The 14,498-nt window shown below is 44.6% G+C and carries 11 protein-coding genes; 7 read left to right on the top strand and 4 right to left on the bottom strand.

The genetic code is table 11. The features are described from left to right. The first annotated feature begins 242 nt into the window (after positions 1-242). Both L4D74_RS07695 and L4D74_RS07690 read left to right on the top strand, forming a co-directional pair. On the top strand, positions 243-1,604 hold the full coding sequence (locus L4D74_RS07695) for a DUF1800 domain-containing protein (protein WP_428751534.1): 1,362 nt from the start codon (positions 243-245) through the stop codon (positions 1,602-1,604). Positions 1,605-1,611: 7 nt separating this feature from the next. Beyond that, positions 1,612-2,760 (top strand): DUF1501 domain-containing protein, encoded by a 1,149-nt coding sequence (locus L4D74_RS07690; RefSeq protein WP_428751532.1) that lies wholly within the window; start codon positions 1,612-1,614, stop codon positions 2,758-2,760. 103 nt (positions 2,761-2,863) lie between these two features. Here L4D74_RS07690 and L4D74_RS07685 read toward each other — a convergent pair whose 3' ends face one another. The 4 genes from L4D74_RS07685 to L4D74_RS07670 all read right to left on the bottom strand — a co-directional run bounded on the left by L4D74_RS07685 (position 2,864) and on the right by L4D74_RS07670 (position 9,794). Next, complete coding sequence (locus L4D74_RS07685) at positions 2,864-4,024, bottom strand: MFS transporter (RefSeq protein WP_428751531.1); 1,161 nt, start codon at positions 4,022-4,024, stop codon at positions 2,864-2,866. Between the two features lie 447 nt (positions 4,025-4,471). Then, entirely contained in the window at positions 4,472-7,561 is a 3,090-nt protein-coding gene (locus tag L4D74_RS07680; RefSeq protein WP_428751530.1) for an efflux RND transporter permease subunit, read from the bottom strand. Positions 7,562-7,573: 12 nt separating this feature from the next. Then, positions 7,574-8,659, bottom strand: a complete 1,086-nt coding sequence (locus L4D74_RS07675; protein WP_428751529.1) for an efflux RND transporter periplasmic adaptor subunit — start codon at positions 8,657-8,659, stop codon at positions 7,574-7,576. Between the two features lie 220 nt (positions 8,660-8,879). After that, positions 8,880-9,794, bottom strand: coding sequence for a DUF808 domain-containing protein (locus L4D74_RS07670; protein ID WP_428751528.1), 915 nt, complete (start codon positions 9,792-9,794; stop codon positions 8,880-8,882). Between the two features lie 279 nt (positions 9,795-10,073). Here L4D74_RS07670 and L4D74_RS07665 point away from each other — a divergent pair, with 279 nt between their 5' ends. The 5 genes from L4D74_RS07665 to L4D74_RS07645 all read left to right on the top strand — a co-directional run bounded on the left by L4D74_RS07665 (position 10,074) and on the right by L4D74_RS07645 (position 14,477). Continuing rightward, on the top strand, positions 10,074-10,991 hold the full coding sequence (locus L4D74_RS07665) for a siderophore ABC transporter substrate-binding protein (RefSeq protein WP_428751527.1): 918 nt from the start codon (positions 10,074-10,076) through the stop codon (positions 10,989-10,991). A 118-nt stretch (positions 10,992-11,109) separates the two neighbouring features. Continuing rightward, positions 11,110-12,069: an ABC transporter permease gene (locus L4D74_RS07660; RefSeq protein WP_428751526.1), complete on the top strand. Its 960-nt coding sequence runs from the start codon at positions 11,110-11,112 to the stop codon at positions 12,067-12,069. Next, on the top strand, positions 12,062-13,012 hold the full coding sequence (locus tag L4D74_RS07655; protein ID WP_428751525.1) for an iron chelate uptake ABC transporter family permease subunit: 951 nt from the start codon (positions 12,062-12,064) through the stop codon (positions 13,010-13,012). The genes L4D74_RS07660 and L4D74_RS07655 overlap by 8 nt, the downstream gene beginning before the upstream one ends. A gap of 10 nt (positions 13,013-13,022) precedes the next feature. Continuing rightward, positions 13,023-13,784, top strand: a complete 762-nt coding sequence (locus tag L4D74_RS07650; protein ID WP_428751524.1) for an iron ABC transporter ATP-binding protein — start codon at positions 13,023-13,025, stop codon at positions 13,782-13,784. Between the two features lie 342 nt (positions 13,785-14,126). After that, positions 14,127-14,477 (top strand): GlpM family protein, encoded by a 351-nt coding sequence (locus L4D74_RS07645; RefSeq protein ID WP_428751523.1) that lies wholly within the window; start codon positions 14,127-14,129, stop codon positions 14,475-14,477. Positions 14,478-14,498: the final 21 nt, after the last annotated feature.

Below are 14,498 nucleotides of genomic sequence, written 5' to 3'. Positions count from 1 at the left end.
ATTTCTTCTGCGGGAAATACCGTTTTTTTGGGCTAGGTATCAAATTTAACAACAAAGGCAAAAGAAAACGCAGTTCTGACGAAAAAGAGTATAAAAACAATTATATATCACGAGTATGCTGCAGAGTTGTTTGATTGAATATTTGTATGGGTTGTATTTTAAATTAACCACTAACGGCGCTGCTATTTATTCTTTCGGTCTAAAATATAACTAGGAAAGGTGACAACAAGGTGAGAAGTACCATGGACAGTGCACAGATTCGGGCGGTGACCGCTCCACAACGATTTGGATTAGGTATACGGGTTGGAGATGCCAGTGCACCTCTTTCGCTGGCAAAGCAGCTGCAGGTCGACATTTATACTCATGACTCGATCGCCCAGCTACCATCTACCTCTGAAATGCTCGCTCATATGGGGGAGCTAAATCGTCGACGTAAGGATGCCAAGACTCCGGAAGAAAAACAGACGTTCTCTAAAACCAATAATGCTTTCTTTCAAGAGAGTTATCGGACCCTTGTTCATGCTCGCAATCTTCAATCGTTATATTCACCTTATGGATTTCAAGAACGGCTCATTCAGTTCTGGAGCAATCACTTTGCTATTTCAGCCGATACGAGACGTGTGCGACCTATTGCGTCTGGCGTAGAAAATGATGTTATTCGTACGGCTTGGAAGTCTGACTTTAGTTCTATGTTGATTGCCGTCTGTCAGCACCCGACCATGCTGATGTTTCTGGATAACCATCAATCAATTGGACCGAATTCAAAAGCGGGCAAAAAACGCAATAAAGGACTGAATGAAAACCTTGCACGGGAGATACTTGAATTACACACCCTAGGAGTGAGTGGCGGTTATACACAAACGGATGTCATAGAACTTGCGCAGGGTATTACGGGCTGGACAGTAACCATGGGATCAAAAGAGGCCGGCTATATTTTTAGACCAGCCTTGCATGAACCGGGGGCAATACAAGTATTAAACACAGTTTACTCGCAAGAGGGCGAAGCGCAGGGCATCGCGTGTTTAGCGGACTTAGCATTGCGTCCAGAGACTGCGCGGCATGTGTGTGGAAAGTTAGTACAGCACTTTTACGGCGCTGGTCATGAAGACTTAGTTGAGGCGTTGGCGAACGTATGGCTGGAAAAAAAAGGTCAGTTGATGCCAGTTTACGAGATGTTAATGGCTAGCCCATTAGCAACTGAGCCTAAGTACTTAAGGTTTAGAACGCCGCAAGAGTGGTATTTCGCTGTGTTACGTAGCGCAGATTTTGAGCCTAATCAAAAGCAAATGCATTATATGCTAAGACAGCTTGGACAAGAGCCTTTCATGGCGGGGTCACCTGCAGGGTGGTCGGATCAAGATGCTGACTATAATAGCGCTTCGGGGTTGACTCAGCGGTGGCAGGTAGCGAATCAAGTCGCACAACTTGCGGTTCGACAAGTAAAGCGCAATAAACAGCGTCCGCAAGATTATATCGATAATATTCTTCAAAGGCTGTATGGCAAGAATGTTGATGAGCACACCCTTGTGGCGATTGAGAAAGCGCAAGATGCCGTGTCCAAGTTGGTGGTGCTGTGGATGAGTCCTCAGTTTCAGTATAGGTAGGTGAACAATGACGTCACGTAGAAATTTCTTGAAAGGTATTGGTGCAACGTCGCTAGTGACTTGCCTACCTAATCTCGCATTCGCCGCAACTGCAAGCCCGAATGTTTTCGTATGGGTGACACTAAGAGGCGCGATGGATGGATTGAATGTGGTGGTCCCGACATTTGATACAGCGTACTCGGTGCTTAGACCGAACCTAGCTTTTAACGCCAATGAACTGCACGGGTTAGATGGTGGTTATGGGTTGAACCCGGCGCTCAAAAATGTTTTTGAGTGGTATCAAAATGATGAGGCGATGTTTGTTCATGCTTGTGCCACTGGGTATCGCAGCCGATCGCATTTTGATGGTCAGAAGGTACTCGAAAATGGCACACTAAACCCATTGGAGCGAGAAGGGTGGCTGAATCGATTTTTGATGAGTGAGAAGAGTAACTTAGCGATTGCGATTGATTCTGGGTTGCCATTAATTGCTCAAGGTGAGATGAAAGTGAGCAGTTGGTATCCTCACAAACTAAAAGCGGAAGAAGAGCAGGCGCTGATCTTAGCCGATCTGTTCCAATCCGACCCCGAGCTTGGCTCGAATTTTTCGGAAGCCATGAAGTTAGAGAAAATGCTAGGGACAGGAAGTCAAAGCAAGCAATTTGCTAACTTGATGACGCAGGCGGGTAAGTTTATTAACTCACCACAAGGGCCCAATATTGCGGTGCTAGAGCTTGGCGGTTGGGATACACACTCAGCGCAGGGAACCACTCAGGGACGACTAGCAAACCAGCTGAAAAAATTGGATGAAGGATTGCTGGCACTGAAATCCGCTTTAGGTGAAAAGTGGTCATCAACGGTAGTGATGTGTGCAAGTGAGTTTGGGCGAACGGCACGTGAAAATGGTACCAAAGGCACAGATCATGGCACGGCAAATGTCATGTTATTGGCAGGTGGTGCGATCAAGAAGGGACAAGTAGTTTCTGATTGGCCGGGATTAGCCGATGATAAATTGTTCGAAGGCAGAGATTTAGCCCCTACGACGGATGTTAGAGCGGTCATAAAAGGCGTACTTGCTGATCATTATTTGGCGGACAGTGCTACGTTGCTGAATGTGTTCCCGGATAGTGAGGCGATTGCACCGATGACAGGCTTGATTACAACAAAACGAGCTTAAAAATTAAGCCATCGAGTTAGACTCGATGGCTTGTCTGCAATAGTCGCTAGAGAAACTAGCAATTGGAGAGGCGAGTAGCCGGAGACATGGTCAGGTGAAGAGATTACTCTCCAGCCACCATGTGCTTCTTGGTCGTAATGCTCGCAATGATCATGTAAATGGCTGTTGCCATCATAGTCGCAAGCAAGTAGGCCATTAGACCTTGGGTACCATTCATAAACCAGTCAGCAATAACCGGTCCCGCGACTGAGCCAACACTGTAGCAAAACAACATCACCTGCGTTGCAGATACAATATTGTTTTCATCCAGTTTGTCACAACCTAGGTTGATCGCAATCGGATACAGTGCGAAGCATGAAAAACCGATCAAAAATAAACTGACCGCCAGTACGCTAAGGTCACTGCTTAAAATTACTAAACCGATTGCAAATACACCGACCAAGCAAAACATACCCATCAGTGGCGTACGGCCCACTTTATGAATAAGTCTTGGCACAATAGGTTGTACTGCCATGCCGCCCAAGATCACTAACGCCATTAGAGCACTAAGGTGCCCTTGAGACACATTGCGGTGCGATAACTCTACCGGCATAAGACCGTAAATCGAACCGAGTGTTAAACCTGACACAATACATCCAATGATGGCTGCGTGGCTTAATTTGCTCATTTGCTTCCATGTTAATGGCGTTGAATGTGCACTTTGTGGCTGCTGTGTTGGGATGAAGAGCAACACCATAATGGCTGCACTAAGCATGGTTAAAATAACGATGAAAGGCATAATGCCTTCAACGCCAATCAGACCAATACCAAGCTGCCCTAATGCTGAACCGCCATACAGTGAACCCATGTATAAGCCAAGACGTTTCGCTCGGCTTGTTTCGTCTCCGGTTAACAACCAAGACTCAACGATAACAAACACGCCCGCGACCGCAATACCAGCGATAAAACGAGCGATTAACCAGACGCTGGCTACAGGTAATAGAGGTAAAGCAATAATAGTCAGTACGAAAACGGCAAGGCATGCAACAAAAGCGATACGGTGCCCGACGTATTTTACTGCGGGTTCAATAGCCACCGCGCCTACAAGTAATCCTGCATAAAATACACTCGCCAACCAACTTGCTTGACTGGCATCAATACCATATTCGTTAAGCATTAGTGGGATCAGGCTCATTAGATAACCTGATGCAACGGCATATAGTGATAGCGCAATTACCGGTACTTTAAAGCCAGCTTTAACTGCGAAATCGTGAGTGTTTTCCAAGGCAGGATCCTCATTGGTTGGTAAAAAGAAAAGGGGGAGTGATTAAGAAATCACCGCGACTATGAGGCTTGAGTATCAAAGAGTAAAACGAATAAAAATGACCATGACGACAAAAAATCGCTATCGAAATATTTTGAAAACTGCTAAGGAAAATGAGCGTCAATGACCCTAGCGATAATTCATGTAAGTAATTGAATTATATTGGGTGTGTGGCGCTTTGTTGACAAAGAAAATATCGGCGAGTGTGACGTGTGGTGATAAGAAAAGAAATTATGAGGTCGTTTTATATATCGTGTGTTGTTGAGTGGGTAAAGAAGAAACATATGATGCGTGACTTGTTGCGATTTAAGTCAATAGCGCGATGCAAATTGAATGACCCGTCCTCACTTTGTGATAAAAGCAAGTCAGGGTCATGGCGCTCATTTAGCGATTATGTGAAGTGCATAATCAGCCTCCAGTCACTTGTGTAGAGCTGAGGTGTTTAGGGTGCTTACCACACAGCAACCGGTAGGCTGCTGGGACAAAATAGAATGAAATAATCGTTGTTAATACGGTACCGCCAGCAATCGCAATCGCAAATGGCGGCCAGAACCCGCCACCTGCAATGATTAATGGGATGAAACCGCCAACGGTGGTAATGGTTGTTGAGGTAATATGGCGAGTGCATGACATGACGGCGTCGACGATAGCATCATTATCGCCAGTACTGGTCTCGGGGCGCGCTTTTAATTCAGCCAATATGACAATGGCAGCATTGATCGCAAGACCGATGACACCGAGTAGGCCAATGATCACGGTAAAACCAAATGGGTAATTGAATAAGTACACGGATAAGATGCCTAAACCCGCGGACAGACCTGCGACCGTGAAAATGATACTGCTGATCCGAAATGAATTAAACGACATGACCACAACCAATACCATTAAAGTCACCACGACAAATACGTTTGATATTAAGTTATTAATGGATTCATTTCTGCCAGCAGATTCCCCCCCAAATTCAATATGGTAGCCGGGAGGTAGCGTGTAGTTTTGCAGCGCTTGTTTGAACTCAATAAGTACCGCTTGAGGTAATACACCTGACTCTATATAGCCTTCAATAGTGTTGACCCGTTGTCCACCACGGCGAGTTATCGCCCCTCTGCTGGTGGTCAGTTCCATTTCTGCAAGGGTAGAGACACTTATACCCGTTGAATAGTTCTCCGAGGCAATAGGTAATCGTAGATTACCTAAATGGGTAATGTTTTCCCGTTCATCGTCGGAAACGCGAACTCGAATAGGAATGGATTCCCCACCTTCTAAAACGGTGCCACTGTTACGGCCAATGAGTGTTGTTTGAAGTAAACGAGCGAATTTATTTAATGTAATGCCATTTAGTTGTGAGGCCTCTTCGTTAACCATAAGCTTCACTTTAGGCAACCCGGGCTGTAGCGTTTCTCTGGTGTGAGTAACATGCTGGGTATTTGACATAATAAGGCGAATGTCCTGGCCAATAGATTTCAGTGTATCTAAGTTGTTTCCAAATACTCTGAGTTCAATTGGCGCCTTAAATGGAGGACCTTGTTCAAGTTTGCGAACTAAAATCTGTGCCTGAGGAACTTGATGATTTAAGGCATTTTGGATCAAGGGAATAATACGGTTTGCATCAGCGAAGTCTTTAGTTTTGATCATGGCTTGCGCGAAGTATGGAGCGTTTTGTTGGTTGGCCTGCAAATTGTAGTAAAACGATGGAAAATTGGCGCCAATCATCCAGTTAGTGTGCTCAACACTAGGGTAGGTACGGATGATGTCATCAACACGCATTGCCGTATTGCTCGTTTGAACAATGCTCGCTTGTGGAGGAAGGAAAATTTGAACTTCGAACATATCTCGGTCGGAGGGAGGAAAAAACTGTTCAGTTAATTGCGTAGTACTCCAAAAACCGGTGATTGCGACGCCCAACACCAAAGCGATGGCGAACATCGGAAATCGAATGGCGGATCGAACACTAGCCTCGAACCATTTTGACATGACTGGAATCGAAAGCCCGGTATGGTACCAGTGAGAGCCTTCATAGTGAGCAGGTAAAAAACGAGTGGCGAAACCAGCAATGAGAGTATGTGAAATAAGGTAAGAACCAATGAGGGAAAAACAAACGGTAATGCCGATGCCACTGACGAACTCACCCGTTGCACCCGGCATTAAAATTATAGGCATAAACGCAAGAACCGTGGTCAGCGTAGAGCCAAGTAAAGGAAGCCATAGGTGCTTGAGCGCAGCGCGTGTGGCGTTGGATTTAGATTGGCCTAACACTCGATTATGCTGAATAGTGTCGACCATCACCACTGCGTTATCGACCATGATGCCTAAAGCAACAATGAGTCCAGTCACTGACATTTGATTAATCGGTAAGCCAGTTATTTTCATTAACGTTAGCGTCAACATGGAAGTTAACGGCAAGGCAATGGCAACCAAAATAGCAGCTCTTACTCCTAGCGTGAGTAGTAGCACGATTAAAATTAGAGCAAAGCCAAGAAGTAGACTGTTTCGAAGATCGCCCATTCTGGCATCGGTATAGCCTTGTTGGTCAAAAATAATATCAACGTGAATGTTACTAGGAATATCACGTTGAAATTGTTCGACCAGCGTTTCCATGCTTGCCGACCAACGGTCAACTCTCAGCTCCTGTTGCATGCGAGCGGCTACGATGACACCCACTTTTCCATCAATATAGGCCAGTTCGGTTGCTGGTAAACTCGGCATTCGGCTAACGGTGGCAATATCCTCAAGACGAATCATGTGCCCTTTACCATCGACGTTAATGGGGACTTGCCTTACGCGGTTGAGCGAGTCTAACTCGGACGCAATTTCTAGCCCAAAGCGATGGTTTAGGCTGAGCAGTTCGCCAGCAGGGTTTTTAGCGTCGGCACCATGCAAAGATTCAAGAACATTGCTACTAGATCGCCCCAGCGCGGCGGCAGAGGAGGTATCGAGGCTGACGAGAATTTCCTCTTTGGGTTGTGCGTATTCGTCAACAAACTCTGTACCAGAGAGGTTACGTAACCGCGAAGCTAGCTCTTTTGCATAGCGACCTAAGATTAACAGATCGGCATCGCTAGTATCCTTCCAAGTTAGTGCAATAATACTGGTAAAGGCATAGGTATGGTCGCTATCAAATTTGGGCGTGTTGCTACCATCGGGCAATAAAGAGGGGAGATCCGCGAGTTTGTCTCTTGTTTGTGACCAAACTGGTTCTGGCTCGGTGATGTCATCATTGAGTTCAACGGTCACAATTGATACACCGGGGCGGGAGGTGGAAGTGAGCACCTTAATTTGATTGAGCTCTCGTAGCTTGTTCTCAACGACTTCAGTGACCAGTGTTTCTATGCGCTCAGCGCTGGCGCCGGACAGTACGGTGGTCACAGTCGCAAAGCGGTTACTGATGATAGGGTCTTCTGCTCGAGGCAAGGTTGAATAGGCAGCGTAACCACTAACCAATAATAATGCTGTAATCAATATCAGTAGTCGAGTGTTGGCGATGGCCTTAACGAAATGCATGATAAGTGCCTGCTATTGTGGAGTGTTAACCTGTTGACCAGGTACGATTCTGTGTAAACCACTGGCGACAATGCGTTCTCCAGCATGAATAGCGCCTTGAACGTAGGCCTTATTTTGGTCGGCAAATAACACCTGTATGGTGCGGCTTTCTATTGTTTGGTTATCGTTGACGATGTACACATTCCAGACACCACGCATGCCATCGGTTAGGGCTGAAATAGGTACCCAAAAACCCGTCTTATCGTACTTTTCGTCAAAATTTAGGTAAGCCAGTTGCCCTTCTAGTAAACCAAGGTTGTGGGGTAATACATAGCGCAACCCAACACTTCGAGAATGGATGTCAACAATAGCGCCTGGATTGATAAGTGTTGCAGAATACGTGTTTTGCCCGACTCTAATTTGTGGGGAAGCCAGAGCAGATACCTTGTTTAGCTGCTTAGCTGGAATACCGATCGCGGCTTCTTTGGCCTGATTAGATAACACGGTTAATGTTGGTTTTCCAACATTGACTACATCACCAACGGTGACAAAACGGTGGCTGATGATACCTGAAAAGGGGGCTCGGATAGTTGATTTTTGCTGGCGTAATCGGTTTGCATTTCGTGAGGCTTTCAGCCCGAGTAGGCTTGAGTTTAATACGCTAACTTCGCTATCTAGTGCGTCCATTTCGGCCTCTGCACTAAAGCCATTGGCTTTTAAGGCTTGTTGACGTTTGAGGTTGGCTTTGACCAAATCTAGGCGCGCATTGAGCTCTTTATCTTGAGCTTTAAGTTGATTAGCTTCTGTTTTGAGTAATTCGATATCCAGTGTTAGGAGCGATTGTCCCTTTTCGACGCGATCGCCAACATCAACGTAAATTTCAGATACTTTACCCGCAAGCTCAAACCCTAAATTTGCCTTTTGGGCAGCTTTAATTATTCCAACATACTCGCGTTTGACGTTGTAGTGCTCCGCTTGTACAAGTTGTAAAGACTCCACGGCTAACTTAGGCTTAATTTCAGTTGGTGAAACGGCTTCGGAATCACTACATCCGACTAAGGTAGAGCCGCATAAAAGAACCCAAACTAAAAAAGGGCGGCGTAGCGTAGACGATTCCATTCATAATTCCTAACAATAACGACGATCAATACACATTATGCAACAGGTGGGATGGTGTCTAGCGAACTTAGGCTGGTTTTGTGACTGGATGTCGCATATTCAACTTTTTCTTGTCTGATTGTGTTCATTGGCAGGGAAAAGAGGACTATGTAACGACATAGCGAACGGTGCGAATCATGACGGCCGTTCGTTATGTCTGTAGTACTGTTAAGAAGAGTGATTATGAAGATGACACCGCAGCACGAATTTTGGTGATCGCTTCGATCACGGCAACAACGAGCACACCGGCGACGATGCCAACAGCGCCATTTAGCAATACAGGGATGGTGGCTTTAGCAAAAGAGATATTAGGCAACTCCATGATAATAGGTTCTATTAGGTGGTGTACGGCCGGAACATTATGCACGACAATCCCCCCTCCGACTAAGAACATGGCGGCAGTACCAACAATGGTTAGGACTCTCATAAGCTTAGGGGCAAAAGCAATTAAGCCTCTTCCTAGCCAAGATACAATACCTTTCCCTTGTCCCTTTCTATCTAAATAGAAGCCCAAGTCATCGAGCTTTACGATTCCTGCGACTAACCCATAAACACCAATTGTCATTAACACAGCGATTAATGACACCACTGAGATCTGTATTGTCGTGGACTGACCCTGTACCGTTCCCAACGCGATGACAATGATCTCAGCTGATAGGATGAAGTCGGTACGGATTGCTCCGGCTATCTTCTTCTGTTCGTATTCTTCTATGGACTCACTGTCGAGAGTGGGGACGTCTTCGGCGTTTTCGTGTTTGCTATGAAAAAGTTTTTCAATGATTTTTTCTGCCCCCTCGTAGCAGAGAAATAGACCACCTAAAAGCAGAAGGGGATTGATTAACCAAGGCGCGATAAAGCTAATGATGAGCGCTGCAGGAACCAATATACATTTGTTTTTAAAGGAGCCTTTGGCGACAGCCCAGACCACGGGGATTTCTCGCTCTGCCGCCACACCAGAAACTTGATGGGCATTGAGTGCTAAATCATCACCGAGTACACCTGCGGTCTTTTTTGCCGCTACTTTTGATAGCAACGCGACATCGTCGAGCACTGCCGTAATATCGTCGAGGAGTGTGAGAAGACTTAAACCAGCCATATGCATCCTTAAATTTACATTATGTAAGTGAATGTAACACCAATTTGAGCCTTCTCAAGCTTTATGAGTGGATAGAGCGGAAACTTGCTCGTTTATTCCTCACATTGAGACGGTTTTAGCAACGATTGTTAGTAAAGCCTGACAGTGAACGGTGAAATACAAATATGATCAATGACAATAAAAATGCAATTAATCATAAGAATGATATTGATTCCTATTTATATTGAGGTGATAATGAGCTTGTTTAATATAACCACAAGATATATAGGGTATTAGGGAATGAATCAGGTTTTCGGTTTTATCAAGCGTGCAACCATCGCTGTTGCCGCGTGTTCGATGTTTGTTGGTCACGCCTTTGCAGTCACGATTGATCACTACAAAGGAAGTGTTGAATTCAAAGAAACACCAAAACGCGTGGTAGTACTGGGCAATGGTAGCCTAGATGTATTAGATCGTATTGGTGTACAGCCAATTGGTGCTCCGCATGGACTATTACCGTCTTATCTCAGTCAGTATAAAAATTCCACAAGCAATACTGGCTCAGTAAGTGAACCTGATTTTGAAACTATTTATACCTTGAAGCCAGACGTTATTATTGCTGAAAACCGTATGTTGAGAATCTACGATGAGTTAAACGAGATCGCACCGACGGTCATGTTCTATGTGGATAACGGGCAGTACTGGCAAGATACGCAGGCAAACTGGCGTATGCTCGGACAATTATTCGATAAAGAAAAGGAAGTGGAAACACTGATCGAAGAGACACAATCGCAGCTCACGACTGCTGCAGATCAAGTCAAGGAAGAGCAATTGAACGCATTAATGCTCATGAATAATGGTAATAACGTCGCCATGTTTAATAAAGGTAGCCGATTCTCTATCATTTTTGACGACTTTAACTTTGCTGAGTCAAACAGCCAAAATGTTGCGCCTGTTGAAGGTTCCCATGGCAACTTAATTTCATTTGAATATATTTCTGATGCGAAGCCAGAAGTTATTTTTATTCTAGACCGAGAGCAAGCGATTGGTCGAAGTGTTGGTAAAGCGAAGGAAATGTTCAATAACCCACTCGTTAACTCAACGCCAGCGGCCAAAGCTAAAAAAGTGGTGTTCATTGACCCTAATGCTTGGTATCTCTCTGGTGGTGGTGTGACAGCAACGCAGACGATGATCTCTGATATCACTAGCGCCCTTTAACTTTCAAACCTTCGAACACTAGGGCGAGTCTATAGACTCGCCCTACCTACGGTAAAATGGCGTTCAAGCCATATTGTTTTTTGGGTTTAATCCAATTTTCTGAGTCTAATGTTGTTTCATGGCTATTCATAAGTATCTCTTCGCGCTTGTATTATTAGGCGCTCTAGCAGTGTCGTCACTGCTAATTGGCGCCGCGAATGTCTCGCTCGCAGATGTCTTTCGTGGCGACGAACACGCCTATTCCATCTACGTGGTGAGTCGAATTCCGCGTTTAATCGCCATTATGTTAGCAGGTGCAGGGTTAAGTGTTGCTGGTCTTATTATGCAGCAGATTGTGCAAAACAGATTCGCGTCACCATCCACTACGGGTACGATTGATTGTGCACTATTAGGCTACGTTGTTGGTCTAATCTTCCTTGGTGGAGCCTCTCAATGGGCTCATTTAGGCGTGATCTTTACCTTCTCAGTCGCAGGTACCTTGCTTTTCGTACGATTTTTGCAAAGGCTGCAGTTTAAGAATGCGGTTCTTGTTCCGCTGATTGGTATTATGTACGGCAATGTGGTTTCCGCGCTGACGACTTTTATTGCCTATAAATATGACTTGGTCCAAACCATGTCATCTTGGACGGTCGCCAATTTCGCCAGTGTTTTGCAAGGTAGCTACGAAATATTGTACTTAGCCATTCCAGCGTGCTTACTTGCTTATTATTATGCCAGCCAATTTAGTGCAGCAAGTGTGGGTGAAAGTTTTGCAAAAAATATCGGCTTGGATTATCAGAAAATTGTCTTTCTTGGCGTAATCCTAGTGGCTGTGAGCGCCTCTACTGTGGTGATGATCGTCGGCGTTATTCCTTTTCTAGGGCTGATTGTACCAAACATAGTGTCACTATTTATGGGTGACAACATGAAGAAGATCTTACCTTGGACCGCATATTGGGGGGTCATACTGGTATTGTCATCTGACATTTTAGGTCGGGTGATTATATTTCCGTATGAAATGCCTATCTCAATGATCATCAGTATTTTTGGTGGTGCCGTGTTTATCTATTTGGTGTTGAGAGACAAAGCCCATGCGTGATTCTTATAAAGTGGCTTTATTGGTGGTGGGTTGTTTAGCCATCATTACATGGTTTATTGGCCAAGGCTTGACGGCTGATAATTATCAGTTCTTCTTGTCTCGTCGTGCGCCGAAAATTTTGGCCATTGTTTTGGCTGCCGTCGCGATTTCAGCGTCTTCGTTGGTATTTCAGACCATTACCAATAACCGTATTTTAACGCCGTCTATTTTGGGTTTTGATAGCCTGTATCTTATGATTCAGGTACTTATGGTTGTAATTTTAGGCAGCAGCAGTTTTTGGGTTATCCATGCAATGAGTAACTTCTTATTGTCGACGCTCATTATGGTTTTCTTTAGTTTGTTGCTGTTTCACTTCTACTTTAAACGTCAAGATAACAATGTCTTCACGTTGTTATTGATTGGTATTGTGTGCGGAAGTTTATTTAGCAGTGTGACGGGTTTTTTAACGATGCTCGTCGATCCTAATGAATTTGCCACTATTCAAAGTTCGATGTTTGCCAGCTTTAATAATATCAATGCAACATTAGTGTATTGGAGTTTGATTCCATTAGCTCTGTGCTTGGTTCTATTGTGGCACTACGCGCCGAAGCTCGATGTATTGTGGTTAGGTGTCGACAATGCAACCAGTTTGGGCGTGAATACTAAACAGCTTACGCAACGAATCATGATGCTTATCACGGTGATGATTGCGATTTCAACCGCCCTTGTTGGACCTGTGCTGTTTTTTGGGCTGATTACCGTGAGCTTAACGCGAGAAATGTTCAATCAATATCAGCATCGTTTTCTGATAATAGCGAGCAGTTTACTGGCGATATTATTGCTGGTGACAGGGCAGTGGTTTGTAGAGAAAGTCTTGGTGTTTCAAACCACAATCAGTGTGATTATCAACTTGGTTGGTGGTTCTTACTTCTTGTTTTTATTGCTAAGAAATAGAATTAATTAAGGGTATTAGAGTGATTAAGTTAACTGGGCTGAGTAAAAAGTACGGTAAGACGTTTGTGGTTCAAGACGCAGACGCTCTGTTTCCCAAAGGTGAAGTCACGTCCATTATTGGCCCTAATGGTGCAGGAAAAAGCACCTTGTTATCGATGGCAAGTCGCTTAACACAAAGTGATGCTGGCGAGGTTTTAATTGGCGATAAATTATTGGCAGAATGGGAAACCAAAGAGCTGGCTAAGCACTTAGCGGTGTTACGACAGTCAAACAATATCAATATGCGCTTTACTATCCGAGAGCTGGTTTCATTTGGTCGTTTTCCGCACTCGCAAGGAAGACTTACTCAGGCCGATAATGACATTATTGATCAGGCTTTGGGGCACCTAGGTATTGAAGATATTCAACATCGATATCTCGATCAGCTTAGTGGCGGTCAGCGCCAGATGGCGTTTATTGCGATGGTTGTTGCACAAGACACCGATTATGTTTTTCTTGATGAACCGCTTAATAATCTTGATATTAAACATTCGGTTGAAATCATGCACACCTTGCGTCGACTTGCCCATGAGTTCGATAAGGCCGTTGTTATTGTGATCCATGACATCAACTTTGCTTCCTGTTATTCAGATAATATTGTGGCCATGAAAAAGGGGCAGGTGATTAAATCGGGTACTGTCCATGAAGTGGTTGAGCAAAGCGTCATGGAGTCGATCTATGAAATTCCATTTGATATCAGAGAAGTCGATGGTCGTCGTGTTTGTCTGTACTTTAATAGCTAACCAGTAGTCTTAACCTTCTTAGGGTTGGTGGTGCCACAAGTGGTGTTTATGCCTGAGTATTCAAATATAAACACCACGTTACTGGTCGCCGCTAATCGTTGTCAATAAATCGTAATTTGCCATTTTCTCACGTGGTGGGAAACAGCTGCTGCGAGCCTCTCGTTTCCTTGTTACATCGCGACTACGCTAAAATCTCTAACGTTATAATGCTTCGATGTAGAGTCAGAAGACGTAATATACCGTGGACTCTTCCATGTGTAACGTTTTGTGCAGGGCACTTTTTGTCGCATTATTCATTCGCAATATTCATTCGCAATATGGATGGCAAAGGGATCCTTGTTCGTGTTATCGCTATTTTTTAAATGTCTCATGGGCGCAATGGCAGTCTTATTGATTGCCATTCTTTCCAAAAGTAAGAGTTTTTTTATTGCCGGATTAGTGCCGCTTTTTCCTAGTTTTGCTCTCATTGCTCATTACATTGTTGCCAGCGAGAGAAATATGGAAGCATTGCGCAGTACCGCGTTGTTTGGTTTGTACTCATTACTTCCTTATGCCGCTTATCTAATCGCAGTTTATCACTTCAGCTATTTCTTTAGTTTGACTACAACGCTTGTGTCTGCAGTATTAGTCTGGGCCGTCTGTGCGTCCTTGTTATTGGCGGTATGGAGCCGAACTATGATTCCGGCGGTATAGCTTTCCAAAGGTGCATCATGT

The organism is Vibrio cionasavignyae, assembly GCF_050337155.1.
Taxonomy (GTDB): Bacteria; Pseudomonadota; Gammaproteobacteria; order Enterobacterales; family Vibrionaceae; genus Vibrio; species Vibrio nomapromontoriensis.
The sequence above is the reverse complement of the archived record's forward strand: the minus strand, read 5'-3'. Positions and strand labels throughout refer to the sequence as shown.

What these genes read in the sequence shown, in the direction of transcription:
- L4D74_RS07680 (WP_428751530.1), bottom strand. Translation starts at nt 7,561, where the DNA reads ATGCATTTCGTTAAGGCCATCGCCAACACTCGACTACTGATATTGATT.
- L4D74_RS07695 (WP_428751534.1), top strand. Translation starts at nt 243, where the DNA reads ATGGACAGTGCACAGATTCGGGCGGTGACCGCTCCACAACGATTTGGA.
- L4D74_RS07660 (WP_428751526.1), top strand. Translation starts at nt 11,110, where the DNA reads ATGGCTATTCATAAGTATCTCTTCGCGCTTGTATTATTAGGCGCTCTA.
- L4D74_RS07665 (WP_428751527.1), top strand. Translation starts at nt 10,074, where the DNA reads ATGAATCAGGTTTTCGGTTTTATCAAGCGTGCAACCATCGCTGTTGCC.
- L4D74_RS07690 (WP_428751532.1), top strand. Translation starts at nt 1,612, where the DNA reads ATGACGTCACGTAGAAATTTCTTGAAAGGTATTGGTGCAACGTCGCTA.
- L4D74_RS07675 (WP_428751529.1), bottom strand. Translation starts at nt 8,659, where the DNA reads ATGGAATCGTCTACGCTACGCCGCCCTTTTTTAGTTTGGGTTCTTTTA.
- L4D74_RS07655 (WP_428751525.1), top strand. Translation starts at nt 12,062, where the DNA reads ATGCGTGATTCTTATAAAGTGGCTTTATTGGTGGTGGGTTGTTTAGCC.
- L4D74_RS07670 (WP_428751528.1), bottom strand. Translation starts at nt 9,794, where the DNA reads ATGGCTGGTTTAAGTCTTCTCACACTCCTCGACGATATTACGGCAGTG.